22 protein-coding genes are annotated in these 25,078 nt (G+C 68.1%); 16 read left to right on the top strand and 6 right to left on the bottom strand.

Annotated elements, in window-relative coordinates; all coding sequences use genetic code 11:
- Nucleotides 1-102 precede the first annotated feature (102 nt).
- The 13 genes from ATCM_RS02280 to rnt all read left to right on the top strand — a co-directional run bounded on the left by ATCM_RS02280 (nucleotide 103) and on the right by rnt (nucleotide 12,058).
- On the top strand, nucleotides 103-1,311 hold the full coding sequence (locus tag ATCM_RS02280; protein ID WP_132862644.1) for an OprO/OprP family phosphate-selective porin: 1,209 nt from the start codon (nucleotides 103-105) through the stop codon (nucleotides 1,309-1,311).
- Nucleotides 1,312-1,558: 247 nt separating this feature from the next.
- Nucleotides 1,559-2,338, top strand: coding sequence for a hypothetical protein (locus ATCM_RS02275; protein WP_132862643.1), 780 nt, complete (start codon nucleotides 1,559-1,561; stop codon nucleotides 2,336-2,338).
- Between the two features lie 114 nt (nucleotides 2,339-2,452).
- A complete protein-coding gene (gene pstS / locus ATCM_RS02270) occupies nucleotides 2,453-3,472 on the top strand; it encodes a phosphate ABC transporter substrate-binding protein PstS (protein ID WP_132862642.1) in 1,020 nt (339 codons plus the stop codon).
- Nucleotides 3,473-3,821: 349 nt separating this feature from the next.
- Complete coding sequence (gene pstS, locus ATCM_RS02265) at nucleotides 3,822-4,913, top strand: phosphate ABC transporter substrate-binding protein PstS (protein ID WP_132862641.1); 1,092 nt, start codon at nucleotides 3,822-3,824, stop codon at nucleotides 4,911-4,913.
- Between the two features lie 285 nt (nucleotides 4,914-5,198).
- Nucleotides 5,199-6,167 (top strand): phosphate ABC transporter permease subunit PstC, encoded by a 969-nt coding sequence (pstC, locus tag ATCM_RS02260; RefSeq protein WP_132862640.1) that lies wholly within the window; start codon nucleotides 5,199-5,201, stop codon nucleotides 6,165-6,167.
- Nucleotides 6,167-7,045, top strand: a complete 879-nt coding sequence (gene pstA, locus ATCM_RS02255) for a phosphate ABC transporter permease PstA (protein ID WP_132862639.1) — start codon at nucleotides 6,167-6,169, stop codon at nucleotides 7,043-7,045. Before pstC ends, pstA begins: the two co-directional genes overlap by 1 nt.
- A 16-nt stretch (nucleotides 7,046-7,061) precedes the next feature.
- Entirely contained in the window at nucleotides 7,062-7,892 is an 831-nt protein-coding gene (pstB, locus tag ATCM_RS02250; protein WP_132862638.1) for a phosphate ABC transporter ATP-binding protein PstB, read from the top strand.
- 112 nt (nucleotides 7,893-8,004) lie between these two features.
- Entirely contained in the window at nucleotides 8,005-8,712 is a 708-nt protein-coding gene (phoU, locus tag ATCM_RS02245; protein WP_132862637.1) for a phosphate signaling complex protein PhoU, read from the top strand.
- Nucleotides 8,713-8,869: 157 nt separating this feature from the next.
- Entirely contained in the window at nucleotides 8,870-9,226 is a 357-nt protein-coding gene (locus tag ATCM_RS02240) for an RcnB family protein (protein ID WP_132862636.1), read from the top strand.
- A gap of 130 nt (nucleotides 9,227-9,356) precedes the next feature.
- Nucleotides 9,357-9,752 carry a hypothetical protein gene (locus ATCM_RS19300; protein WP_243693939.1) on the top strand — a complete coding sequence of 132 codons (396 nt, stop codon included), beginning with the start codon at nucleotides 9,357-9,359 and terminating at the stop codon, nucleotides 9,750-9,752.
- Nucleotides 9,736-10,608, top strand: coding sequence for a DUF692 domain-containing protein (locus ATCM_RS02235; RefSeq protein WP_243693938.1), 873 nt, complete (start codon nucleotides 9,736-9,738; stop codon nucleotides 10,606-10,608). The genes ATCM_RS19300 and ATCM_RS02235 overlap by 17 nt, the downstream gene beginning before the upstream one ends.
- Entirely contained in the window at nucleotides 10,601-11,347 is a 747-nt protein-coding gene (locus ATCM_RS02230; protein ID WP_132862634.1) for a putative DNA-binding domain-containing protein, read from the top strand. Before ATCM_RS02235 ends, ATCM_RS02230 begins: the two co-directional genes overlap by 8 nt.
- Nucleotides 11,348-11,413: 66 nt before the next feature.
- A complete protein-coding gene (rnt, locus tag ATCM_RS02225; protein WP_132862633.1) occupies nucleotides 11,414-12,058 on the top strand; it encodes a ribonuclease T in 645 nt (214 codons plus the stop codon).
- 21 nt (nucleotides 12,059-12,079) lie between these two features.
- Here rnt and ATCM_RS02220 read toward each other — a convergent pair whose 3' ends face one another.
- The 3 genes from ATCM_RS02220 to ATCM_RS02210 all read right to left on the bottom strand — a co-directional run bounded on the left by ATCM_RS02220 (nucleotide 12,080) and on the right by ATCM_RS02210 (nucleotide 15,190).
- A complete protein-coding gene (locus tag ATCM_RS02220) occupies nucleotides 12,080-12,880 on the bottom strand; it encodes a GGDEF domain-containing protein (protein ID WP_132862632.1) in 801 nt (266 codons plus the stop codon).
- A 184-nt stretch (nucleotides 12,881-13,064) separates the two neighbouring features.
- Complete coding sequence (locus ATCM_RS02215) at nucleotides 13,065-14,483, bottom strand: ATP-binding protein (RefSeq protein WP_132862631.1); 1,419 nt, start codon at nucleotides 14,481-14,483, stop codon at nucleotides 13,065-13,067.
- Nucleotides 14,480-15,190: a response regulator transcription factor gene (locus ATCM_RS02210; protein ID WP_132866042.1), complete on the bottom strand. Its 711-nt coding sequence runs from the start codon at nucleotides 15,188-15,190 to the stop codon at nucleotides 14,480-14,482. Before ATCM_RS02210 ends, ATCM_RS02215 begins: the two co-directional genes overlap by 4 nt.
- A gap of 216 nt (nucleotides 15,191-15,406) precedes the next feature.
- On the opposite strand from ATCM_RS02210, the gene ATCM_RS02205 reads away from it, so the two are divergent.
- The 3 genes from ATCM_RS02205 to ATCM_RS02195 are packed head-to-tail and all read left to right on the top strand — an operon-like array spanning nucleotide 15,407 to nucleotide 20,123.
- On the top strand, nucleotides 15,407-16,750 hold the full coding sequence (locus tag ATCM_RS02205) for an efflux RND transporter periplasmic adaptor subunit (RefSeq protein WP_132866041.1): 1,344 nt from the start codon (nucleotides 15,407-15,409) through the stop codon (nucleotides 16,748-16,750).
- Nucleotides 16,747-18,699, top strand: a complete 1,953-nt coding sequence (locus tag ATCM_RS02200) for a MacB family efflux pump subunit (RefSeq protein WP_132862630.1) — start codon at nucleotides 16,747-16,749, stop codon at nucleotides 18,697-18,699. Before ATCM_RS02205 ends, ATCM_RS02200 begins: the two co-directional genes overlap by 4 nt.
- A gap of 8 nt (nucleotides 18,700-18,707) precedes the next feature.
- Nucleotides 18,708-20,123 (top strand): efflux transporter outer membrane subunit, encoded by a 1,416-nt coding sequence (locus ATCM_RS02195; protein ID WP_132862629.1) that lies wholly within the window; start codon nucleotides 18,708-18,710, stop codon nucleotides 20,121-20,123.
- A gap of 279 nt (nucleotides 20,124-20,402) precedes the next feature.
- Here the strand turns inward: ATCM_RS02195 and ATCM_RS02190 are convergent, their stop codons facing one another.
- From ATCM_RS02190 to rnr, 3 genes are all read right to left on the bottom strand, one after another.
- On the bottom strand, nucleotides 20,403-21,593 hold the full coding sequence (locus tag ATCM_RS02190; RefSeq protein WP_132862628.1) for a P1 family peptidase: 1,191 nt from the start codon (nucleotides 21,591-21,593) through the stop codon (nucleotides 20,403-20,405).
- A gap of 12 nt (nucleotides 21,594-21,605) precedes the next feature.
- Nucleotides 21,606-22,349: a 23S rRNA (guanosine(2251)-2'-O)-methyltransferase RlmB gene (gene rlmB / locus ATCM_RS02185; RefSeq protein WP_132862627.1), complete on the bottom strand. Its 744-nt coding sequence runs from the start codon at nucleotides 22,347-22,349 to the stop codon at nucleotides 21,606-21,608.
- A gap of 120 nt (nucleotides 22,350-22,469) precedes the next feature.
- Nucleotides 22,470-24,932 (bottom strand): ribonuclease R, encoded by a 2,463-nt coding sequence (gene rnr, locus ATCM_RS02180; protein ID WP_132862626.1) that lies wholly within the window; start codon nucleotides 24,930-24,932, stop codon nucleotides 22,470-22,472.
- Nucleotides 24,933-25,078: the final 146 nt, after the last annotated feature.

The raw sequence follows: 25,078 nt of genomic DNA, 5'->3' as shown, positions 1-25,078 counted from the left end.
GCGTTGCGTGCGCGGAAGGTCGTCGCCGGACTGTCACATTTACGCAATCTTTACGCCCTAGCCTTCGCAGCATCCTCAACCTGCCTGCAAGGCTACCCATCCATGAAACTGCATCGCCAACTCCTCACTGCAGCCGTTGTGTCGGCGCTGTTTGTCCCGGCTGCACACGCCGAAATCGCCATCGATGTCATCGGCGGCTCCGAAATCACCTTCGAAGGCCTGGTGCAGGCTGATGGCAACTGGTTCGACAACGACCGCGCCGACCTGAACGGCGTCGCCAAGAACGGCAAGGACAGCGAGTTCGAGCTGCGCCGCGCCGAGCTGGTGCTCAAGGGCAAGGGCCCGGGCAACGTGGAATGGGTGGTCGGCTACGACGCCAAGGCCGACAAGTTCCTGGACACCAACCTGAAGTACAAGCTGGGCGGCAACAGCAACCACTACCTGCAGGCCGGCCAGTTCAAGCAGCCCAACAGCCTGGAAGAGCTGTCCAGCACCAAGAACAACGACTTCATCTCCAAGGCCACCGTGACCAACACCTATGCCGTGGCCCGTCGCCTCGGCCTGGGCTACAGCATCGGTGACAGCGACTGGTCGGTCACCGCGTCGGCGTTCGGCCGCGAACTGACCCGCGACCTGGCCCATGGCAGCGGCTACGGCGTGCGCGGCACCTTCGCCCCGATCAACGAGAAGGGCAACATCCTGCACCTGGGCCTGAGCTACGTCGATTACGACACCGACGCGGACACCCTGCGCTGGCGCGCCCGCCCGAACGCCGACCTGGCCACCGTGCGCCTGGTCGACAGCGGCGACCTGAAGGACAGCGACCGCATCAGCACCATCGGTGCCGAAGCCATGTACGTGCAGGGTCCGTTCAAGGCCCAGGCCGAGTACTACAACTCCAAGGTCAAGCGCTACGACCATGACAACTACACCACCGACGGCTACTACGTCAGCGGCGTGTGGAACGTCACCGGCGAAACCTGGGGCTACAAGGGCGGCACCCCGAGCCTGGGCCTGCCGGACGATCCGGGCCGTGGCATGTGGCAGCTGGGCGCCCGCTTCGACAGCATCGACCTGAACGACGGTGGCCTGCGCGCCCCGGCCGTGATCGGTGGTGCTCCGCTGGTGGACGGCGTGCTCGGCGGCAAGATGGACATCTGGACCGTGGGCGCCAACTGGTACTGGCGTTCGAACTTCAAGGCCTCGCTGAACTACGTGATGGTCGACAGCAAGAAGTACAGCTCCAGCGCCCGCACCTTCCTCAGCGACAAGCCGAACATCCTGGAAGCCCGCCTGCAGTTCTTCTGGTAAGCCCAGGCAGCGATGATCGAGGAGAACGCCCCGCAAGGGGCGTTCTCTTTTTCCTTGGGGGAACGACCTTGGCCGCGAAGCCCGTCGTCGTTCCGAACGCGGGAATACCCATTGTCGTGATCCTCGTCGGAAGCCAGTCCGCCGTTCGTCGTTTCGCGGCCGGATGCATTTCCGGCCTCGCGGCCAAGGCCGTTCCCTCGCCGGGCGAGCGGCTATGCTGCGGTTCTACGTCATCAACGGATTGATCATGCGCATCGCCCTGCTGCTGTTCCTGCTCGCCCTCCCCGTCACGGCATTGGCCCAGGACTGCGGCGCCGACAGCGCCACCCGCATCCGCCAGGCCTATGCGCAACTGCCCGCCGGCACCCTGCCGGAACATGGCCAGATGCGCATCGACGCCACCCAGGGCGTCTGTCGTGTCTGGCCGGCCGACACCTCCCTGACCCTGATGGCCGTGCCGCTGCTCGGTGAATGGCAGGAGGACGGCTCCTACCGCGACGGCGACCTGGACCTGCTGGTGGTCGACACCACCACGCTGCGCCCGCGCGCCACCGTGCGCCTGCCCGGCGCGATGAGCAGCGACGCCGTCCGCATCGAGGGCGTCAGCCTGGACACCGCCCGCTACCGCCTGTCCGCGGACGTACGCGCGTTCGGCGTGCGCATCTCGCGCAGTGGCTCCTCGCAGCCCAACCCGTTCTCTGACACACGCCTGCAATTGTTCGTGCTGGACAAGGACCGGCTCACGCCGGTCACCGGCCAGATCGTGATGAACCTTTTCAGCGGCGAATGGGACACCCGCTGCACCGGCGAGTTCAACGACGTCGAGCGGACCCTCGAAGTGGAGCCACCGCCGGCACAGGGCTTTGCCACCCTGCGGGTGCGCGAGCGCATCACCGGGATCATCAACCGCGAGGATGCCGCCGGCCAATGCGTGGAGGATCGCCACACGCTGCCGGTCAAGCACTACACCCTGCAACCCAAGGGCCGCAGCTACCCGCTGCCGGAGGCGATCACGGCCAGCTTCTGAGCAGGTTGCGGCTGTCACCGCGTCGTCATATGACAGACGCTGCGTTGTCATCAAATGGTTATGGAATAGGCGCCGGGCGGAACTCACCGCACATTCACCTCCCAGGAGCCATTCGTGATCCACGCCATCAAATCGCGCGCCGTCGTCGCCATCCTCGCCGCGTCGTCCGTGTTCGCCGCCAATGCCACCGATGTCACCGGCGCTGGCGCCTCCTTCATCTACCCGGTCATGTCCAAGTGGTCGGCCGACTACAGCGCCGCCACCGGCAAGCGGGTGAACTACCAGTCGATCGGCTCCGGCGGCGGCATCGCCCAGATCAAGGCCAACACCGTCGATTTCGGCTCCTCCGACGCTCCGCTGCGTCCGGAAGAACTGGCCTCCTCGGGCCTGGTGCAGTTCCCGTCGGTGATCGGCGGCGTGGTGCCGGTCATCAACGTGGCCGGCGTCGAAGCCGGTGCCATGAAGCTCGACGGCCCGACCCTGGCCAACATCTTCCTGGGCCGCATCACCAAGTGGAACGACCCGGCCATCGTCGCCCTCAACGCCGGCCTGGCCCTGCCCGACGCGAAGATCACCGTCGTGCACCGCTCCGACGGTTCGGGCACCACCTTCAACTTCGTCAACTACCTGTCCAAGGTCAACAACGACTGGAAGACCAGCGTCGGTGAAGGCACCAGCGTGCAGTGGCCGGTCGGCATCGGCGGCAAGGGCAACGAAGGCGTCGCCGCCTACGTCAAGCAGATCAAGGGTTCGATCGGCTACGTCGAGTTCTCCTACGCGCTGCAGAACCGCCTGACCTTCTCGCGCATGAAGAACGCCGCCGGCAACTTCGTGCAGCCGCGTGACGAGACCTTCTCGGCCGCTGCCGCCAGCGCCGACTGGGCCAATGCCCGCGACTTCTACCTGGTGATGACCAACGCCCCGGGTGAGCAGGCCTGGCCGATCACCGCCACCAACTTCATCCTGATGCGCAAGCAGCCCAAGACCGCCGAAGGCGCCAAGGCCGCGCTGGACTACTTCCGCTGGATCTACGCCAACGGTGATGCACAGGCCCGCCAGCTGGACTACGTGCCGCTGCCGGACAGCCTTGTCCGCCAGATCGAAACCTACTGGCAGCAGAACGCGCGTTACTGAGTGTAGAGCCGACGAGTCCCTCTCCCTCGTCGCCTCAGGCGCGGATCGAGCGATCCGCGCCTTTTTTTGCACATCCCGGCAGCACGGAATTACGCACCGCCGCGGTGCCAACGGGAAGGCCCTGCCGGGCATGCCCCGGCATTCCGCCCTGGCGTCATCCGGAAGGTCAAACGCGTCACACAGCACCGCTGTCCCGGCCGTTTCCGGACACCCCGTTGCATCCTGTAGCCCATTGATGAACATGGGGTTTTCAGATTTTTTTCAGCATGTAATCAGGCTGTAACAAAAACATCATTTCATAGCCGCATCCGCTGGCGCCGCCAGCCTTTCTCCCGCTATGGAGTGACGCATGAAGCTGCACACGACCGGCCTTGCCGCCCTTTCCCTGGCCATTGCCCTGGGCCTGTCGGCCTGCGGTGGCAACAACGGCAACCCCACCGCTTCCAACCCGGAAAACGCTGCTGCCGGTGCCCCGGCCGCGGGTGACAAGGTTGCCGCCGAGATCTCCGGCGCAGGCGCCTCGTTCATCTTCCCGCTCGTGTCGAAGTGGTCGGCCGACTACAACACCGCCACCGGCGCCAAGATCAACTACCAGTCGATCGGCTCGGGCGGCGGTATCGCCCAGATCAAGGCCGGCACCGTCGACTTCGGTTCCTCCGACAAGCCGCTGTCCAGCGAAGAGCTGGCCCAGGCCGGCCTCGGCCAGTTCCCGTCGGCGATCGGCGGCGTGGTCCCGGTGGTCAACCTGGAAGGCATCCAGCCGGGCCAGCTGCGCCTGAGCGGCGCCCTGCTGGCGGACATCTTCCTGGGCAAGGTCACCCAGTGGAATGACAAGGCCATCGCCGATGCCAACCCGGGCGTGACCCTGCCCGACACCAAGATCACCCTGGTGCACCGCTCCGACGGTTCGGGCACCACCTTCAACTTCTCCAACTACCTGTCCAAGGTGAGCGGCGAGTGGAAGGACAAGGTCGGCGAAGGCACCTCGGTGCAGTGGCCGGATGGCGTGGGCGGCAAGGGCAACGAAGGCGTCGCCTCCTACGTGCAGCAGATCAAGGGTTCGCTGGGCTACGTCGAGCTGGCCTACGCGCTGCAGAACAACATGCCGTACGCGTCGATGCAGAACGCCGCCGGCAACTGGGTGCAACCGACCGCCGAGACCTTCGCCGCCGCTGCCGCCAGCGCCGACTGGGCCAACGCCAAGGACTTCAACCTGGTCATCACCAACGCCCCGGGCGCCAATGCGTGGCCGATCACCGCCACCAACTTCATGCTGATGCACAAGCAGCCGAAGGACGCCAAGCGCAGCGCCGACACCCTGGCCTTCTTCAAGTGGGCCTTCGAGAACGGCCAGACCCAGGCCAACGAACTGCACTACGTGCCGCTGCCGGCGGAGCTGGTGACCCAGATCGAAAGCTACTGGGCCGCCGAGTTCAAGTAATGGAACCACACGGGTGCGCCGCTGGCGCACCCGTGCAGGTTGCAAGCAGTACCCGCAGGACCGTTGTCGTTGTTGCTGTTGTCGTCATTCCCGCGAAGGCGGGAACCGCTCCTGCTTCCGGGGTTGCATCGGGGGTAAAGGCAGGAACGATCCCCGCCTTCGCGGGAATGACGAACGCCTCCGCTTCCCCCGCCACCGCGCGGACAACGTTGCCACCGCTGTGTCCTTCCCGGAATACCGGGGACAGAACCAAAACCGCCTCCCCCTTGGGCCTACGCCGCTGCCATGAATGCCATCGCACCGTCCCTCGCTTCGCCCAGCTCGCGTGATGTGCGCGATGCCCGCAATGACCGGCTGTTCCGCTGGTTCCTGATCGCCACCGTCATCTTCGTGCTGGTCGCCCTGGCCAGCGCCGCGCTGTCCATGCTGTGGGGCGGCCGCCATGCCCTGCAGGAACAGGGCCTGAGCTTCTTCTACTCCGCCGACTGGAATCCGGTGGAGAACAAGTTCGGCGCGCTGGCGCCGATCTACGGCACCATCGTCACCGCGCTGATCGCCATGCTGATCGCCGTGCCGGTGAGCTTCGGCATCGCCTTCTTCCTGACCGAGGTGGCGCCGCGCTGGCTGCGCGGCCCGGTCGGCACCGCCATCGAACTGCTGGCCGGCATCCCGTCGATCATCTACGGCATGTGGGGCCTGTTCGTGCTGGTGCCGGTGATGACCGAGTACGTCACCCCGTTCCTCAACGAGAACCTCGGCGGCCTGCCGGTCATCGGCGCGTTGTTCCAGGGGCCGCCGCTGGGCATAGGCATGCTCACCGCCGGCTTCGTGCTGGCGATCATGGTGATCCCGTTCATCTCCTCGGTGATGCGCGAGGTGTTCCTCACCGTGCCGACCCGCCTGAAGGAGTCGGCCTACGCGCTGGGCTCGACCAAGTGGGAAGTGAGCTGGGACATCGTGCTGCCCTACACCCGCTCGGCGGTGATCGGCGGCGTGTTCCTCGGCCTGGGCCGCGCCCTGGGTGAAACCATGGCCGTGGCCTTCGTGATCGGCAACAGCGTGCGCCTGACCCCGTCGCTGCTGGAGCCGGGCACCACCATCGCCGCGCTGATCGCCAACGACTTCGGCGAAGCCACCGAAACCTACCGCTCGGCGCTGCTGCTGCTCGGCTTCGTGCTGTTCATCGTCACCTTCGTGGTGCTGGCCATCGCCCGACTGATGCTGCTGCGCCTGTCCCGCAAGGAGGGCAACTGATGTCCACCGTCGCTTCCCACAAGGCCGCCGACGCGCTGTACCTGCGTCGTCGCATCACCAACGGCCTGGCCCTGCTGCTGGCCTGCGCCACCGCGCTGTTCGGCCTGTTCTTCCTCGGCTGGATCCTGTGGACGCTGCTGTCCAAGGGCCTGCCGGGCATCAACCTCGACCTGTTCACCAAGATGACGCCGCCGCCGATGCAGGAAGGCGGCCTGCTCAACGCCTTCTTCGGCAGCGCGGTGATGTGCGCGCTGGCCATCGCCATCGGCACGCCGCTGGGCGTGGCCGCCGGCACCTGGCTGGCCGAGTACGGCAATGCGCGCAAGGCAGGCACGGTGGTGCGCTTCGTCAACGACATCCTGCTGTCGGCGCCGTCGATCGTGCTGGGCCTGTTCGTCTACACGCTGTACGTGATGCAGACCGGCGGCCAGTTCTCCGCCTTCGCCGGTGCGCTGTCGCTGGCCTTCATCGTGCTGCCGGTGGTGATCCGCACCACCGACGAAATGCTGCGGCTGGTACCGGTGCAGATGCGCGAAGCCGCGCTGGCGCTGGGCGTGCCGCAGTGGAAGGTGATCATGCAGGTGCTGTACCGCAGCGCCATGGCCGGCATTGTCACCGGCATCCTGCTGGCGCTGGCACGCATCTCCGGCGAGACCGCGCCGCTGCTGTTCACCGCCTTCGGCAACCAGTACTGGAACAGCAACGTGTTCCAGCCGATGGCCTCGGTGCCGGTGGTGATGAACCAGTTCGCCGGCAGCCCGTATGAATCCTGGCAGGTGCTGGCCTGGGCCGGCGCACTGGTCCTGACCGTGTTCGTGCTGCTGGTCAGCCTCTCCGCCCGCGGCCTGCTGCTGCGCAATCGAATTTCAAACGACTGATCCCATGGACCTTCCCATGAACGACCTCAACAACGCCGTGCCCATGCAGCGCATCAACGTGCCTGCCTCCAACCAGGAGCTGCACGCACCGGCGCCGGTGAAGCTGGCCGCACGTGGCCTGGACTTCTACTACGACAAGTTCCATGCGCTCAAGGGCATCAACCTGGAGATCCCCGAAAAGCGCGTGACCGCGCTGATCGGCCCATCCGGGTGCGGCAAGTCCACCCTGCTGCGCATCTTCAACCGCATCTACGCGCTGTACCCGAAGCTGGAAGCGCGCGGCGAAGTGCTGCTGGACGGCGAGAACATCCTCTCGCCCAAGTACCCGATGAACCGCCTGCGCTCCAAGGTGGGCATGGTGTTCCAGAAGCCGGTGCCGTTCCCGATGACCATCTTCGAGAACGTGGCCTACGGCATCCGCCACCACGAGAAGCTGTCCAAGGCCGAGATGAACGTGCGCGTCGAGCAGGCGCTGCGCCAGGGCGCGCTGTGGGACGAGGTGAAGGACAAGCTCAACCAGAGCGCGCTGGGACTGTCCGGCGGCCAGCAGCAGCGCCTGTGCATCGCCCGCGCCGTGGCCCTGCGCCCGGATGTGCTGCTGCTCGACGAACCGACCTCGGCGCTGGACCCGATCTCCACCAGCCGCATCGAGCAGCTGGTCGAGGAACTGAAGAACGACTACACCATCGCCATCGTCACCCACAACATGCAACAGGCCGCGCGCGTGTCCGACTACACCGCCTTCATGTACCTGGGTGACCTGATCGAGCATGACCGCACCGAGGTCATCTTCTCCAACCCGTCCAAGCAGCAGACCGAAGACTACATCACCGGTCGGTTCGGCTGAGCCCGGGCAATGGGGAGCCGGCAGGCGGGAGCGCAGTCCTCCCGCCCCCTGCCCCACCGGACTTCAACGCCCCGCCTCCCCATTCCTGTTTCCCCTTTTCCGGCTGACGCCCATGAACAACCCCAACGACCACATCGTGAAGAGCTACGACGAAGAACAGCAGCGCCTGGTAACCGAGATCGTGCGCATGGGCGAGATGTCCGTCGCGCAGCTGGAGGCGGCGCTGGACGTGATCGAACGCCGCGACGAGAAGGCCGCCCAGCGCATCGTCGCCAACGACGAGGCCATCGACCAGCTCGAACAGCAGATCAGCCATGACGTCATGCGCCTGGCGCTGCGCGGCCCGATGGCGCGTGACCTGCGCGAGATCCTGGCCGGCCTGCGCATCCCGGCCGACATCGAACGCATCGGCGACTACGCCGCCAACGTGGCCAAGCGCTCGATCGCGCTGGTGTCGGTGCCGCCGATGCCGCAGATCCAGGGCGTGCGCGCACTGGGCCGCCTGGCCGCCCAGCAGGTCCGCGCCGCGCTGGTGGCCTACCGCGACAACGACGCCGAAGCGGCGTTGAAGCTGCGCGAGGAAGACGCCCGCCTGGACGCGCAGTACACCGCGCTGTTCCGCGAACTGCTGACCTACATGATGGAAGACCCGCGCAACATCACCCCGTGCACGCACCTGCTGTTCATGGCCAAGAACCTGGAGCGCATCGGCGACCACGCCACCAACATCGCCGAGAACGTCTGGTTCCTCGTGCACGGCGAACAGCCGCTGCCGCCGCGCGAGAAGCGCGACGAAACCAGCACGGTCGACCACGCTTGAGCCTGGCAACGGCCCGCCGGATCCTCGTCCCGGCGGGCCGTTACATGCCGATACAAAGCGATACCGCGGCGGCGGGGAATTTAGTTACGCGTTCATGGATTTTTTCCTAGCGTGGTGCTGCACGCGGCATCCCCGCCGCGTCCCCCAGGAAACCACCATGAAGCGCATCTTCGCCACCGCCCTGTCCCTGTCCCTGCTGGCCTCGGCCAGTGCCTTCGCCGGCCCCACGCAGGACCGCGACCGCCACGACCCGCCGGCACCGTCGCATGCGCAGCAGCACCCGGCTCCCGCGTCGTCCAATGGCGCCCGCCATGCCGCCCCGCAGTCGGCCCATCACGCCCCCCGCAAGGGCGAGCGGCTGTCCCGGCACCATCGTGGAACACGCGTGGCCGACTACGCTCACCATGGCCTGCGCAAGCCCGGAAGGGGCAATGAGTGGCGCCGGATCGACAATCGCTACGTGTTGATCGCCATCGCCAGCGGCCTGGTCGTGGACATCGCCAGCGGTCGCTGAACACCGCCCGTACCGCAACCCCGACAGGCCCGAACCGGGCCTGTCGACACATCCGCTACCCGCACGCACGCCACCGCGCTTGCTAAGCTCCAGCCTCCCCCGCACACCTCTGACACTGGAGCACCACCGCATGGCCATCGATCTCCGCAAGCCTGCTTCCCTCGCCCTGGGTGTCGCGTTGCTCGGGGGCAGTGCCGCCCCGGCCTTCGCCATGACCGACCTGGCCCAGGGCTACGCACTGGCCGCCACCGGCCAGACGCCGCCGGCCGAACAGAAGCCGGCCACGCCGCCGCCGACCGGCACCACCGACGCACCGGCCAAGCATGCCGAGGGCAAGTGCGGCGAAGGCAAGTGTGGCGGCAGCCACGCCGGCGCCGCAGCGACCGCCGCCCCGGCACCGGCCGCTGCCCCGGCACCGGCCGCTGCCCCCGCACCGGCCAAGGCCGGTGACGACAAGGCCGCCGACAGCGCCAAGACCCACGCCGAAGGCAAGTGTGGCGAGGGCAAGTGTGGCGGCAACCACTGACCGCCTCCCCGGCAACCTGCGCGCGCCGGCAGCGGCCAGCGCAGGACTGGGCCTGCGGCGGTCACTGCTGGATGCACTGGCCGCCGCGCCGGCAGGCGCGTTCGATTTCCTCGAATGCGCCCCGGACAACTGGGTGGGCGTCGGCGGCCGGCTGGGCGAGGCACTGGCCGAGCTGTCGCGGCGTCACCCCCTGACCTGCCATGGGCTGTCCCTGTCGCTCGGCGGCCCAAGCCCGCTGGACGTGGCATTCCTGCAGCGCACCCGTCGCTTCCTCGACCAGCATCAGGTCGCGCTGTACAGCGAACACCTGAGCTGGTGCAGCGACGACGGCCACCTGTACGAGCTGCTGCCACTGCCGTTCACCGGCGAGGCCGTGCGCCACGTGGCGGCCCGCATCCGCCAGGCGCAGGACATCCTGGGCCGCCGCATCGCGGTGGAGAACGCCTCCTACTACGCCGTGCCGGCCGCCGACATGGACGAAGCCGGCTTCATCAACGCTGTGCTGGAGGAGGCCGACTGCGACCTGCTGCTGGACGTCAACAACGTCTACGTCAACGCCATCAACCATGGCTACGACGCGCACGCCTTCCTCGCCCGCCTGCCGTCGGCACGTATCGCCAGCTATCACGTTGCCGGCCACCATGACGAAGCCGACGACCTGAAGATCGACACCCACGGCATGCCGGTCAAGCACGATGTCTGGCAGTTGCTGGCGGCCAGCCATGCCCTGCACGGGGTCCGCCCGACGCTGCTGGAGCGTGATTTCAATTTCCCGCCCCTGCCCGAGCTGCTCGACGAGCTGCAGGTCATCCGCCGGTTGCAGCAGGCCGCCGCGACGGAGCACGCGCATGGCTGAAACCCTGGCGCAACTGCAGCAGCGCTTCGCCGCCCACCTGCGCGACCCGGAACGGCAGCCGGCGCCCGATGCCATCGCCCGGCGCCGCATGCAGGTGTATCGCGAGCTGTATTTCAACAACCTGCAATCGTTGCTGGCGGCCAACTTCCCGGTCATCCGCCGCACCCTGGACGATGCCGAGTGGTTGTCGCTGGTCCGCGCCTTCTGCCGCGACCATCGCGCCCACACGCCGTTGTTCACCGAGATCGCGCAGGAGTTCATCCTCTTCCTCGACCAGCGGCCAGCGGACCCGCGCTACCCCTGGCTGCTGGAACTTGCCCACTACGAGTGGATCGAACTGGCCCTGCAGGTCAGCGACGACGCCCTGCCCGCCCACGACCCGCAGGGCGACCTGCTGGACGCCGCGCCGTTGTGCTCCCCCTGGTGCCGGGCCCTGGCCTACCAATGGCCGGTGCATCGCATTGGCCCAGCGTGGCAACCGACGCAGGCCCCGGCCGAGCCGACCCTGCTGCTGGCGCGACGCAGCGTCGATGGCAGCGTGGCGTTCTCCACCGTCTCGCCGCTGCTGTTCCGCCTGCTGGAGCGGCTGGAGCAGTTCCCCGGACACAGCGGCCGCGCGCATCTGCAGGCGCTGGCCGAGGAAGCCGGCGTCGTCGCCGACCCCGCCTTCCTCGCCAATGGCACCGCGATGCTGCAGCAGCTGCGCGAGCGCGCCTGCATCCTGGGCACCGCCCGGTAGGCGCGCCTGCAGGCGCGAAACCCGCCTATCACCGGCCGTTCTTACGCGCTCTGCTACCCTATTGCGATGAACGAACACGTTGAATCGCCCGTCCCGCGCCCCGTTTTCACGCCCATGGCGCAACGCTTCCGTGGCTTCCTGCCGGTGGTCGTGGACGTGGAGACCGGTGGCTTTGACTGCAACCGGCATGCACTGCTGGAGATCGCCGCGGTGCCGGTGGAGATGGATGAGAACGGCCTGCTGTATCCCGGGCAGACTGCCAGCGCCCACGTCATCCCGGCCGAAGGCACCGAAATCGACCCCAAGTCACTGGAAATCACCGGCATCGTGCTGGATCACCCGTTCCGCCTGGCCAAGCCCGAACGCGACGCGCTGGAGCATGTGTTCGCCCCGGTGCGCGCTGCCATGAAGAAGTACAACTGCCAGCGCGCGATCCTGGTCGGTCACAACGCCCATTTCGACCTGGGATTCATCAACGCCACCGTGGCCCGCAGCGGCCACAAGCGCAATCCGTTCCATCCCTTCAGCGTGTTCGACACGGTGACCCTGGCCGGCATGGCCTACGGCCAGACCGTGCTGGCCCGCGCGGTGCAGGCAGCCGGCTTCGAATGGGATGCCAACGAGGCGCACAGCGCGGTCTACGACACCGAACAAACCGCACGGCTGTTCTGCAAGATCGTCAACGCCTGGCCCACCCCGCTGGGCCGCTGAGCGGCCCGCCGCTATCGTGGCTCAGACCGCGCAGGTACGCGCGCGCCCGTCCTGCTTGGCCTGCGCCAAGGCGTTCTTGGCACGCTGGTAGAACAGCACCGGGGCCTGGTCGGCATCGCCCATCTGCACCGCACCGGCACTGAAGGTCACGGCAATCTCGCCTTCACCGCGGCCACCCCATTCGCCGTACTGGCCAAACAGGCGCTGCAGGCGCTGGCAGACCATCTCGGCATCGGCCAGGGTGGTGTCGCCCAGCAGGATCGCGAACTCCTTGTTGCCCAGCCGCGCCGGCATGTCCGAGGCACGCAGGCTGCGCCGCAGCAGTTCGCCCACCTCGCACAGCACCAGGTCACCGACGGCACGCGACCAGGCCGCGTTGATCTGCTTGAGGTGGTCGATGCTCAGCACCACCAGGCACAACGGTCGTTCGCTGCGGCGCGAGGCGGCCATCTGCCGCGACAGCGCATCATCGAAGGCACGCCGGTTGGGCAGGCCGCTGAGGTCGTCCTCGTGCGCCAGCCGCGCGAACGACTCGGCCTGCTGCTGCATCTGCAGCTCCAGCTCAGCCACGGCCTGCTCGGCCGCAGCCAGCCGCTCGGCGGCCTGGCGCCCGTCGCGGGCCTGCCGTTCGGCATCCTGCATCAACCTGGCCAGTTGCATGCGCTGCTGGCCAAGCCGGTAACCGCACCACAGCAGTGCCGCCATCAGCAGCGCGCCGACGCCGGCCAGCACCGGTACCGTGGCCACCGCCAACGGCGGTGCCGGCGGCGCGCCAGCCGCCTGCGCCAACAGCGGCAACGCCAGCAAGGCCGACGCCGCCAACACGGCCTTCCGGCGCTGTCTGCGCGTGCGCTTGCCACACCTGTCAACCGCCCCCGGCGTACCTGCCAGAACCGTATCCCTTGCCATCGATCTGCATCCCCGGATAGTGCGGCGATACTAGCAAAGACACCGGCCCCGCCAGGCGACCTCCTTCACAGCCCGGCGCTGCGGATGCCCTCCCCGCTCAACCGCGCTGACCAGTCTCCCACTGCGGCTGCTCCCACCGCACCACCGCCTCCAGGCCGCCGTCAGGGTGGTTGCGCAGCACCAGCGTGGCACCGTCCTTCTCGGCCAGCGCGCGGGCGATGGTCAGGCCCAGCCCGGCACCGCCGGTCTCGCGCGAACGCGAGGTCTCCAGGCGCAGGAATGGCGTGAACACCGCCTCCAGCTCGTCGCTGGCCAGGCCGGGCCCATGGTCACGGATCACCACCTGCACCGCATCGCCCTGCCGGCTCGCATGCACCTGCACGCCACGCCCGTACTTGACCGCGTTGTCGACCAGGTTGGAGAACAGCCGGCGCATGGCCAGCGGGCGCAGCATCAGCACGGCACCGCAGTTCTGCTCCAGCGTGGCGTCATGCCCAGCCTCGGCGGCATCCTCGACCACGCTCTCCAGCAACGAATCCAGGTCCAGCGCGGCACGCTGCTCGGCGCTTTCGGCGCTGCGTGCCAGCTCCAGGCCCTCGCGGATCAGCGCCTGCATCGCGGCCAGGTCACCGATCAGGCGCTCACGCAGTTGTTCGTCGGCGACGTTCTCCAGGCGCAACCGCAACCGGGTCACCGGTGTCTGCAGGTCGTGCGTGATCGCCGCCAGCATCTGCGTGCGTTCGCCGAGGTGGCGCTGCAACCGCTTCTGCATGGCATTGAAGGCTTCGGCGGCACGCCGCACTTCCAGTGGCCCGCTCACCGGCAACGGATCGCGTTGCAGGTCCTGCCCCAGTCCGGCGGCGTGCGCGGCCAAGCGTTCCAGCGGGGTACTGGCCATGCGCGCGACCACGTAGGCCAGCACCGCGATGGCCAGCCCCAGCAACGACAGGAACCACGGATCGAACGCCGCCGCGGGGCTGCGCGCGATGGCCGGGTATTCCAGCGCCAGCCGCACCGGGGTGCCGTCGCTCAGCTTCAGTTCGACCAGGCGGCAGCGCGGCGGCGTGAACGCCGGGTCATGCACATGGCGACGGCGCTCGCCTTCCCGGCGCCCCGGCGGCGGGGCCGGTGGACGCATGAACTGCGGCAGCGGCACCATGCAGGCGCGGAAGCTGGTGGCCCGCACCTGCGCACCGGCCACCACGCCACCGCGCTGCGCCAGGGTCTCCATCAGCGCCGTGTCCGGCGCGCCGGTACGGAACGTGTCCTTGACCACCCGCACGCTCGGCCCGCCCACCGCCAGCAGGCGGGCGCGCAGCTCCGGGTTGCCATCGAGCAGGTTGACGAAGCCCTGCAGGCGGTCGGCGATGCGCGCCAGGTTCTGCCGTTCGAACTCCTGCTGGCGGCGGGACTCGGCCAGCAGCGTGGCGCCGATCGCCGCGACCATCATGCCGACCAGCAGGATCACGAACAGGCGTCCCGTCATCGAGGACAGGAACCGGCGCAGGCGCTTCATTCCAGCGTCACCGCGCTGGCGAACACGTAACCCTCGTTGCGCACCGTCTTGACCAGGCCATCGCTGCCGCCGGCATCGCCCAGCTTCTGGCGCAGGCGACTGACCTGCAGGTCGATCGCGCGGTCCTGCGACTCGTAGTTGCGGCCGGTGCTCAAGGCCACCAGCTGCTCGCGCGAGAGCACCTTGTTGGCATGCGCGACGAACACCCGCAGCAACCGGAATTCGGCGCCGGACAGCATCACCACGCGCCCGGCCGGGTCGACCAGGTGGCGATGCTCCAGGTCGAACACCCAGCCGGAAAAGCCCGCCCGGCGCATCGCCAGCGGCTCCAGGTTGGCCGGCAGCGCCTCGGTCCGCCGCAGCACGTTGCGGATGCGCGCCAGCAGCTCACGCGGCTCGAACGGTTTGGCCAGGTAATCGTCGGCCCCCATCTCCAGGCCCAGCACGCGGTCGATCGGCTCGCTGCGCGCGGTCAGCATGATCACCGGCGTGGCCGAACGCGCGCGGATCTCGCGGCACAACGCCAGCCCGTCCTCGCGCGGCAGGTTCAGGTCGAGCACGATCAGGTCGATGTGCTCGCGCGCCAGCACCTGGCGCATCTGGCCGCCATCGCCGGCCGTGCTCACGGTGTAACCGGCCCGTCCCAGCTGTTCGGCCAGCAGGCTGCGGATGTCGCTGTCGTCGTCTACCACCAGGAGGCGGTGCATGGTCTGTACTTCCGTCATGGCGCCATGATCCATGCTAGCGGATCAACGTGCGCGGGCGCGCCTGTATCGGCATGTATCGATCACCGCAGCCGATACACACCGTTACACAGCGTGCCGGACCGGACACAGAACGATACAACCCGTGCATTGAGGCGGCATCTTCCGCTGGCGACACTGGCACTGTCGCCGCGCCCTGCGGCCCGCCATGAGTGTCCGATCATCGTGAAGCTGCTGCCCTCTTCCCGCCGCAACCGCCTGCTGCTTGCCGCCGCCATCATCGTCCTGGCCGGCGCGGCCGCCGCCTGGGCGCTGCGCAAGCCCGCCGCGCCGTCACTGGCCACCTCGCCCGTCACCCGCGGCGACCTGGAGCAGACGGTCGATGCCACCGGCGTGATCGATGCCTACAAGCTGGTCAGCGTCGGTGCGCAGGTGTCCGGCCAGATCAAGTCGCTGAAGGTGCAGCTGGGTGACGTGGTCAAGCAGGGCGACCTGATCGCCGAGATCGACTCGGTCACCCAGCAGAACAGCCTGAAGAACGCACAGGCCGCGCTGGAGAACATCCGCGCCCAGCGCGCGGTGCAGACCGCCTCGCTGAAGGAATCGGAGCTGGCCTTCGCCCGCCAGAAGGAAATGCTGGCCGCCGAGGCCACTTCGCGCGCCGACTACGAGGCCGCCGAGGCCAACCTCGCCAGCACCCGTGCGCAGATCCGTGCGCTGGACGCGCAGATCATGCAACGCGAAACCGAACTGAGCACCGCCCAGGCCAACCTGGGCTATACCCGCATCACCGCGCCGATCGACGGCACCGTGGTGGCGGTGGTCGCCGAGGAAGGCCGCACCGTCAACGCCAACCAGTCCGCGCCGACCATCGTCAAGCTGGCCCGCCTGGACCTGGTCACGGTCAATGCCGAGATCTCCGAGGCCGACGTGGTCAAGGTCAAGCCGGACATGCCGGTGTACTTCACCATCCTCGGCAAGCCCGACCACAAGTACGAGGCCAGGCTGCGCACGGTCAATCCGGCCCCGGCCTCGATCAGTACCGACAGCACCACCTCCAGCAGTTCGTCCTCCTCCAGTTCCAGCACGGCGGTGTACTACAACGCGTTGTTCGACGTGGAGAACCCGGACGGCACGCTGCGCATCGACATGACCGCGCAGGTTTCAGTACTGCTGGCGCAGGCCAGCGATGCGCTGCTGATCCCCACCGTCGCACTCGGCCCCAAGGTGCCCGAAGGCGGCCCGGCAGGCACGGGCGCGCAGCGCGAGCCGCGCAGCCTCGGCGAGGCCCAGCGCCAGCAACGCCAGGCACGGGCGCGGCCGGATGCCGCCGCACTGGCCAACAGCAACAGCTACATCGTGCGGGTGCTTGGCAAGGACGGCCAGCCGGCGCCACGCCGCATCAAGGTCGGCCTGAACAACGGCTCCAGCGTGCAGGTGCTCGAAGGGCTGGAAGAAGGCGAGCAGGTGGTGGTGGGCGAAGTCACCGATGCCGAGAAGGCCAGCGCACGTGGCAATACCCGGGGACCGATGAGCCCGATGATGGGCGGGCCGCGTCGATGAGCCAGCCGTTGCTGCAGCTGCGCGAGCTGCGTCGCGAGTTCCCGGCCGGCGAGGAAACCATCGCCGTGCTCAAGGACGTCAACCTGGACATCCATGCCGGCGAGATGGTCGCCATCGTCGGCCAGTCCGGCTCGGGCAAGTCCACGCTGATGAACATCCTCGGCTGCCTGGACCGTCCCACCGTGGGCTCGTACAGGGTCGCCGGGCGCGAGACCGGGCGCATGCAACCGGACGAACTGGCGCAGCTGCGCCGCGAGCACTTCGGTTTCATCTTCCAGCGCTACCACCTGCTCGGCGACCTGGACGCACGCGGCAACGTCGAGGTGCCCGCCATCTACGCCGGTACGCCGGCGCAGGCCCGTCGCAGTCGCGCCGAGGCACTGCTGGCACGGCTGGGCCTGTCCGACCGCATGGGCCACACGCCGGGCCAGTTGTCCGGTGGCCAGCAGCAACGCGTGTCGATCGCGCGTGCACTGATGAACGGCGGCGAGGTGATCCTGGCCGACGAGCCCACCGGTGCGCTGGACAGCGCTTCCGGCGAGGAGGTGATGAAGATCCTCGGCGAGCTGCATGCCGAGGGCCACACCATCATCATCGTCACCCACGACATGCACGTGGCCGAGCACGCCCAGCGCATCATCGAGATCCGCGATGGCGTGATCATCGACGACCGCCGCAACGACGCCGCGCCACGGTTCCCGGCCCAGCAGCGCGCCACACCGGTGAAGACCGGCGGCAGCGCCTTCCAGGCCGCGCGCGACCGCTTCCTGGAGGCCTTCCGCATGGCCTTGCTGGCCATGAACGCGCACCGCCTGCGCACCTTCCTGACCATGCTGGGCATCATCATCGGCATCGCCTCGGTGGTTTCGGTGGTGGCGATGGGCAATGGCTCGCAGCAGGAGATCCTGAAGAACATCTCGGCGCTGGGCACCAATACCATCGACGTCTACCCCGGCAAGGGCTTCGGCGACATGCGCTCGGCGCGGGTGCAGACCCTCAAGTCCAGCGACGCCGACGTCCTGGCCCAGCAGAGCTACATCGACAGCGCCACGCCCAGCGTCTCCAGCTCGGTGACCGCCCGCGTCGGCAACAAGGCGGCCTCGGCGCAGGTCAGCGGCATCGGCGAGCAGTACTTCCGGGTCAAGGGCATGACGCTGGTGTCCGGGCGCTACTTCGATGAAAGCGAGGTCAAGGGCCTGGCGCAGGTGGTGGTGATCGACGAGAACACCCGCACCCAGCTGTTCGGCAGCGACGACCCGCTGGGCAAGGTGGTGTTGCTGGGCAACGTGCCGGCACGCGTGATCGGCATCGCCAAGCGCCAGTCGATGGGCTTCGGCGGCAGCACCAACCTGAGCGTGTGGGTGCCCTACACCACGGTAATGGCGCGCATGCTCGGGCAAAGCTACCTGAGCAGCATCACGCTGCGGGTCAAGGACGACACCCCGATGGATGCGGCGCAATCGGCCATCACCCGGCTGTTGACCCTGCGCCACGGCACCGAGGACTTCTTCCTCAGCAACACCGCCGAGATCCGCGAGACCATCGCGTCCACGACCCGGACCATGACGCTGCTGATCGGCGCCATCGCCGCCATTGCACTGGTGGTGGGCGGCATCGGCGTGATGAACATCATGCTGGTGTCGGTGACCGAGCGTACCCGCGAGATCGGCGTGCGCATGGCCGTGGGGGCGCGCCAGAGTGACATCCGCCAACAGTTCCTGATCGAGGCGGTGCTGGTGTGCCTGCTCGGCGGCATCCTCGGCATCGTGCTGGCGCTGGCCATCGGCTGGGCGTTCCGCACCTTCGGCGCCAGCTTCACCCTGCTGTTCTCCACCGGCTCGATCGTCGCCGCCTTCGCCTGCTCGACCCTGATCGGCGTGGCGTTCGGCTTCCTGCCGGCCCGCAATGCCGCCCAGTTGGACCCGGTGGAGGCATTGGCCCGCGAATGAAGATGACCATGACTGCCTATCGTCCCCTGCTGCTTTCCGCCGCATTGACCACGGTGCTGGCCGCCTGTGCCACCACGCCCAGCGCCGATCCCGCCGCCCATCTGCCGGTACCGGCGCAGTACGGCCGCGGCGATGCCGCCGCCAACGCACCGGTGCAGGACATCCAGCGCGAGGTCACCGCACCGCCCGCCGACATCCGCGCCGACGCCTGGTGGCAAGGGTTCGCCGACCCACGCCTGGACCAGCTGATCGCACGCGTGCTCGACAGCAACACCGACATGGCCTCGGCCGGACTGAAGCTCGAGCGCGCACGCGCGCAGGCCGGCCTGGCCGGTGCCGACCTGTGGCCGCAGGCATCGGGTTCGGTCAGTGCCAGTGCCAGCCGCAGCACCGACCGCGGCGACGACTGGTCCCGCAACCACGGCGCCAGCGTGTCGCTGGGCTGGGAGCTGGACCTGTGGGGCAAGCTTCGCGGCCAGCGCGACATCGCCCGCTGGGAAGCGCAGGCCACCGCGCAGGACCTGCAGAGCACGGCCTTGAGCCTGGTCGGCCAGAGCTGCGAGCTGTACTGGCAGCTGGGCTACCTCAACCAGGCCATCGCCACCGGCCAGGCCAACCTCGATCGGTTGGAGCGTACCGCCGCGCTGGTGCAAAGCCAGTTCAAGGCCGGCGCGGTCTCGCGGCTGGAGGTGCGCCAGGCGCAACAGAACATCGAGAGCCAACGCGCCGCGCAGGCCCAGCTGGAACAGCAGCGGGTGGAAACCCGCAACGCACTGACGGTGCTGCTCGACGGCCAGCCTTGGCCGCTGGCCGATGAACCGCAGAACCTGGACGTGGCGCGGAGCCCGGCGCTGGCAGAAGGGCTGCCGACCGAACTGCTGGCACGTCGCCCGGACCTGCGCGCGGCCGAGCTGCGCCTGCGCCAGTCGCTGGCCAGCATCGAGGTCACCGCCACCAGCTACTACCCGAGCCTGAGCCTGAGCGGCAGCATCGGCAGCTCCAGCCCCTCACTGGGTGAGGTACTGACCCATCCGGTGGCAACGCTGGGCGCGGGCCTGAGTTTGCCGTTCCTGAAGTTCCGGCAGATGCAGCTGGACATCGATTCGGCCGACCTCTCCTACCAAATCGCCGCCAATGATTTCCGCCGGACGCTGTACACCGCACTGTCGGAAGTGGACAACGCCCTGTCCGCGCGCACGCGCCTGGCCGAGCAGCTCGCCGCCGCGCAGGCCTCGTACGAGGAAGCCGTGGAGATCGCGCGGCTGTATGAAGTGCGCTACCGCGCCGGCGCGACCGACCTGCGCACCTGGCTGGAAGCCGAGCAGACCCGTCGCAGTTCCGAGTTGTCGCTGGCGCAGGTCAAGCGCAGCCAGCTGGTCAACGACGTGACCCTGTACAAGGCGTTGGGGGGTGGGACCCCGTGATGGAAGCCCCTCGCCCCGCGGGAGAGGGGTTGGGGTGAGGGCACGCATCGCGGCACGCAAAAGCAACAGCACCCTCATCCGGTGCTCCGCACCACCTTCTCCCGCAGGCGGGAGATGGGAGCGATCACGCCATCCGGCAGCCCCCGCACCGCTCGCAATCCAAGCCTTCTCCCGCAAGCGGGAGAAGGGAGTCATCACGCCATCCGGCAGCTCCCGCACAGCCTGCAATCCAAGCCCCTCTCCCGCCCGGCGGGAGAGGGGTTGGGGTGAGGGCCGCTTTTACGACGCGGGCGCAATCCCATGCGCACGCAGCACATCGCGCACCTTGTCCAAGGGAATCGCCTCCACCGTCTTGCCGTTGCCACTGGTGGTGGTCGCCATGAACAGGGCGTTGTAGACCGCCTCTTCCACCGCATCGACGCTGGCCTGGAACACCGCGCTCATCGGCTCGTTGGCCAGCTCCGTGGTCTGCAGCAGGCGGGGCGCATCGAAAGCCCGTCGCACCGACTCGGCGGTGGAGAACGCCAGCACGTAATCGCCGCTGCCGTTGGAGGCCGAGCTGCCGGTGCGCCCCAGTCCCATCATCCCGCGCGAGGCCAACCGCTTCAGGTTGCGGTCCGACAACGGGGCGTCGGTGGCGATCACGATGATCACCGAGCCGTCGCCCCGGTCATCGGCCAGGCCGCGCGTGTTGTCCTGCATCGCTACCGCGTTCTGGAATGCATAGCGGTCCAGCGCGCGGCCGACCGGCGCGCCTTCCACCTGCAGCACGCCGCCGAAGTTGGCCTGCACCAGCACGCCGACCGTCCAGCCGCCGAGGCTGTCGGGCAGCTTGCGCGAAGAGGTTCCGATCCCGCCCTTCCAACCGAACGCCACCGTGCCGGTGCCGGCGCCGATGCTGCCTTCCTGTACCGGCCCGCTCTTGGCGCTTTCCAGTGCATTCCGCACTGCCCCGGCGGTGATCGGCCTGGCGCGGATGTCATTGAGTCCGCCGTCGTTGGTTTCGCCGACCACCACATTCAGTGAGCGCACCTGCTGCATGTCCGGCTGGGCCAGCATCCACTCGGCCATCGCATCGGCTGCCTTCCACACGCACAACGTGCAGGTCAGCAGGATCGGGGTTTCCAGCTCGCCCAGTTCATTGACCTGGGTGCTGCCGACGAACTTGCCGAAGCCATTGCCCACGTGCACCGCCGCCGGCACCCGCGAGCGATAGGCATTGCCCGGGTGCGGCAGGATCGCGGTGACGCCGGTGCGCACGCTGTCGCCCTCGGCCAGCGTCACCTGGCCCACGCGCACGCCGGCCACGTCGGTGATCGCGTTGTAGTGGCCCGGCGCGAAGATGCCCGGGGCCACGCCCAGGTCACGGGCGCGGGCGCGCGGGGCTTCCTGTGCGGAAGCCACCAGGGCGCACAGCCCCAGCAGCGCCGCAGTCAGTCGAAGGGAGAGACGATACGGCGCAGGGAGCATGTGGTTTCCTCTTTACAGTCGTTGGCGGACAGCTTCGAACAGCGCCACGCCGGTGGCGACGGAGACATTGAGGCTCTCGATGTCGCCCGGCATCGGGATGCGCACCAGCTGGTCGCAGGTTTCGCGGGTGAGGCGACGCAGGCCATCGGCTTCGCCGCCCATCACCAGCGCCACGTTGCCGCGCAGGTCCAGCTGGTGGAGGGTGGTGTCCACCTCACCGGCCAGGCCGTACACCCACACGCCCAGCTTCTGCATGTCCTTGATGCAACGGACCAGGTTGGTCACCGCGACCACCGGGATGCGGTCAGCGGCGCCGGCACTGACCTTGCGCACCGTGGCATTGACCGGCGCGCTCTTGTCCTTGGGGATCACCACGGCGGTGACGCCGGCGGCGGCCGCGCTGCGCAGGCAGGCGCCGAGGTTGTGCGGGTCCTGTACCTCATCAAGCACCAGCACCAGCGCCTTGCCCCCGGCGGCCTCGATCAGGCCTTCCAGTTCGTTCTCGGCCCACAGCTTGGGCGCGGCGTACCGCGCGGCCACGCCCTGGTGGCGCACCTGGCCGGCCACGCCGCCCAGCGCCTGGGCGTTGACCTTGCGCACGTCGATGCCCTTGCGCAGGGCTTCTTCCTCGATCTCGACCAGGCGCGGGTTCTTGGCACCGGCCTCGATCAGGACCTCGCGGACGTTCTCCGGGTCCTTTTCAATCGAAGAAGCCACGGCATTGACGCCGACGATCCATTGGTTCTGCTTGCTCATGGGCGTCACATGGGGAAATTCGGGGGGTGGCAATGGTAGGCCCAATCGGGCCGGCCCGCAGCTGCCACCGGCCTGCGGGGACTGCCCGGGCGCCGCCACGCAGCGGCGGCACCCCGGTCCTCAGTACTTCTGCTTGGTCCGCTTGGCCGGCTTGCCGCGCTCGGGCAGCGGCGGCAGGCCGCTGTCCATGGCCTCCCCGTCCAGCTTCTCGACCAGGCGGAAGTCGATCTTGCGCTCCTCCATGCTGGCCTTGAGCACCAGGATCCGGACCCGGTCGCCCAGCCGGAACGCGTTGCCGCGGCGGTCGCCACTGAGCGTCTTGCGGATCGGGTCGAACTGGTAATAGTCGTGCGGCAACTGGGTCACGTGGACCAGGCCGTTGACCTTGGACTCGTCCAGCTCCACGAACAGGCCGAAGCTGGTCACGCCGCTGATCACGCCATCGAACTGGCCACCGACGTGCTTTTCCATCCACGCCGCGCGGAAACGCTCGTCGACCTCGCGCTCGGCCTCGTCGGCACGGCGCTCGCGTTCGGAGCACTGCAGCGCCAGGGCTGCCATCTCGCGCGGGGTGTAGGTGTACTTCTCGCGCGGCGCGCCGGTCAGCGCGTACTTGATCGCGCGGTGCACCAGCAGGTCGGGGTAACGGCGGATCGGCGAGGTGAAGTGCGCGTACGCCTCCAGCGCCAGGCCGAAGTGGCCGTTGTTGTCCGGCGAATACACCGCCAGCGACTGGCTGCGCAGCAGCACCGATTCCAGCAGCGCCGCGTCTGGGCGCTCGCGCACCTTCTTCAGCAGCTTGGTGTAGTCGCCCGGCTGCACCTTGCTCCAGGCCGGCAGGCTGAGCTTGAACTCCTTCAGGAATTCCAGCAGGTCGGCGAACTTGGACTCCGGCGGCCGCTCGTGCACGCGGAACGGGGCCGGGATGTGCGTGGACAGCAGGTAGCGCGCGGCCTCCACGTTGGCCGCGATCATGCACTCCTCGATCAGCTTGTGCGCGTCGTTGCGCACCATCATGCCGGCCTGGGTGACTTCACCGCGGTTGTCCAGCACGAAGCGCACTTCGGAGGATTCGAACTCGATCGCGCCACGACGCTCGCGCGCCTTGGCCAGGATGCGGTACAGCTGGTGCAGGCTCTCGATCTGCGGCAACAGCGGGCCGATGAAGGCCTTGGCGTCGGCATCGTCCTCGCCCACCGCGGCCCACACCTGGGTGTAGGTCAGGCGTGCATGCGAGTTCATCACCGCTTCGTAGAACTTCGAGCCGGTCACCTGTCCGTCGCGGCCCACCTGCATGTCGCAGACGAAGCACATGCGGTCTTCCTTCGGCCGCAACGAGCAGATGCCGTTGGACAGGGTCTCCGGCAGCATCGGCACGACGAAGCCGGGGAAGTACACCGAGGTGGCGCGCTTCTGTGCTTCATCGTCCAGCGGCGTTCCGGGACGCACGTAGTTGGACACGTCGGCAATGGCCACCACCAGGCGGAAGCCATCGCGGTTCGGTTCGCAGTACACCGCGTCGTCGAAATCCTTGGCATCCTCGCCATCGATGGTCACCAGCGGCATCGAACGCAGGTCCACGCGCGTGCCGATCATCGACGGCTCGACCGTCATCGGGATGGCGGTGGCTTCGTCCAGCACTTCCGGCGGGAACTCGTACGGCAGCTCGTGGCCGTGGATGGCGGTTTCCACCACCAGCGACGGGGTCAGCTTGTCACCCAGCACCGCGATGATCCTGCCGATCGGCGGGCGCCGCGAATCCGGGGCGTGGGTCAGCTCGCATACCACCAGCTGCCCATCCTTGGCCCCGCCGGCGGCATCGGCCGGGATCTGGATATTGCGCTGGATGCGCTTGTCGTCCGGCACCACATAGCTGATGCCGGCCTCGACGCTGAAATGGCCGATCAGGCGGTTGACGCCGCGCTCCAGCACGCGCGCGATGGCGCCTTCGCGGCGACCACGGCGGTCGATGCCGGTGACGTTGGCCAGCGCACGGTCACCGTGCATGACCTTGCGCATTTCATACGGCGACAGGAACAGGTCGTCGCCGCCCTCGTCCGGGCGCAGGAAGCCGAAGCCCTCCGGGTTGGCGATCACCACGCCGGGGATCAGGCTCAATGCCAGCACCGGGGCGAAGCCGCCACGGCGGTTCTGCACCAGCTGCCCATCGCGCACCATCGCCCCGAGGCGCTTGGCCAACGCATCGGCGCGGTCCGGTTCGGTCAGGCCCAGCTGCGCGCCGATCTCCTCGGCGTTCTGCGGCCCCTCGCAGCGCTCCAGCAACTGCAGGATCGCCTCGCGGCTGGCGATGGGCTGGGCGTAGCGCTCGGCCTCGCGTGCGGCGTAGGGGTCATCGAAGGCCGGGGCCGGGCCTGCCTTGCGGCGGCCGCGCACGAAACTCTGTGGCGAGGCGTTGTCCGGCGTCTTCTTGCCGCGGCCGGGCTTGGCCGGGGCGGTCATGCTGTCCGGCATCCAGGCCGGCAGCTTGGTGGATTTGCGGGCCTTGCCCGGCGCCTTGCCCGGCGTGCTGCCGGAGGCGGACTTGTGGGCCTTGCCGGCCCCAGTGGTCTTTTTGTTTTTCATCGCCCTACATGGTACCTGCTGCGCCGTGGATACAGTGCGTACGCCGTCAAGCGCGGCGGATGTGAAAAAACGTTGACAAAGCCTGTCACCCCGGCCAAAATCGCCGGCCTGAAATGCCCAGGTGGCGGAATTGGTAGACGCACTAG

The organism is Stenotrophomonas sp. ATCM1_4 (genome assembly GCF_004348115.1).
GTDB classification, from domain to species: Bacteria; Pseudomonadota; Gammaproteobacteria; order Xanthomonadales; family Xanthomonadaceae; genus Stenotrophomonas; species Stenotrophomonas capsici.
This window is presented reverse-complemented; position numbering and strand designations above follow the sequence as displayed.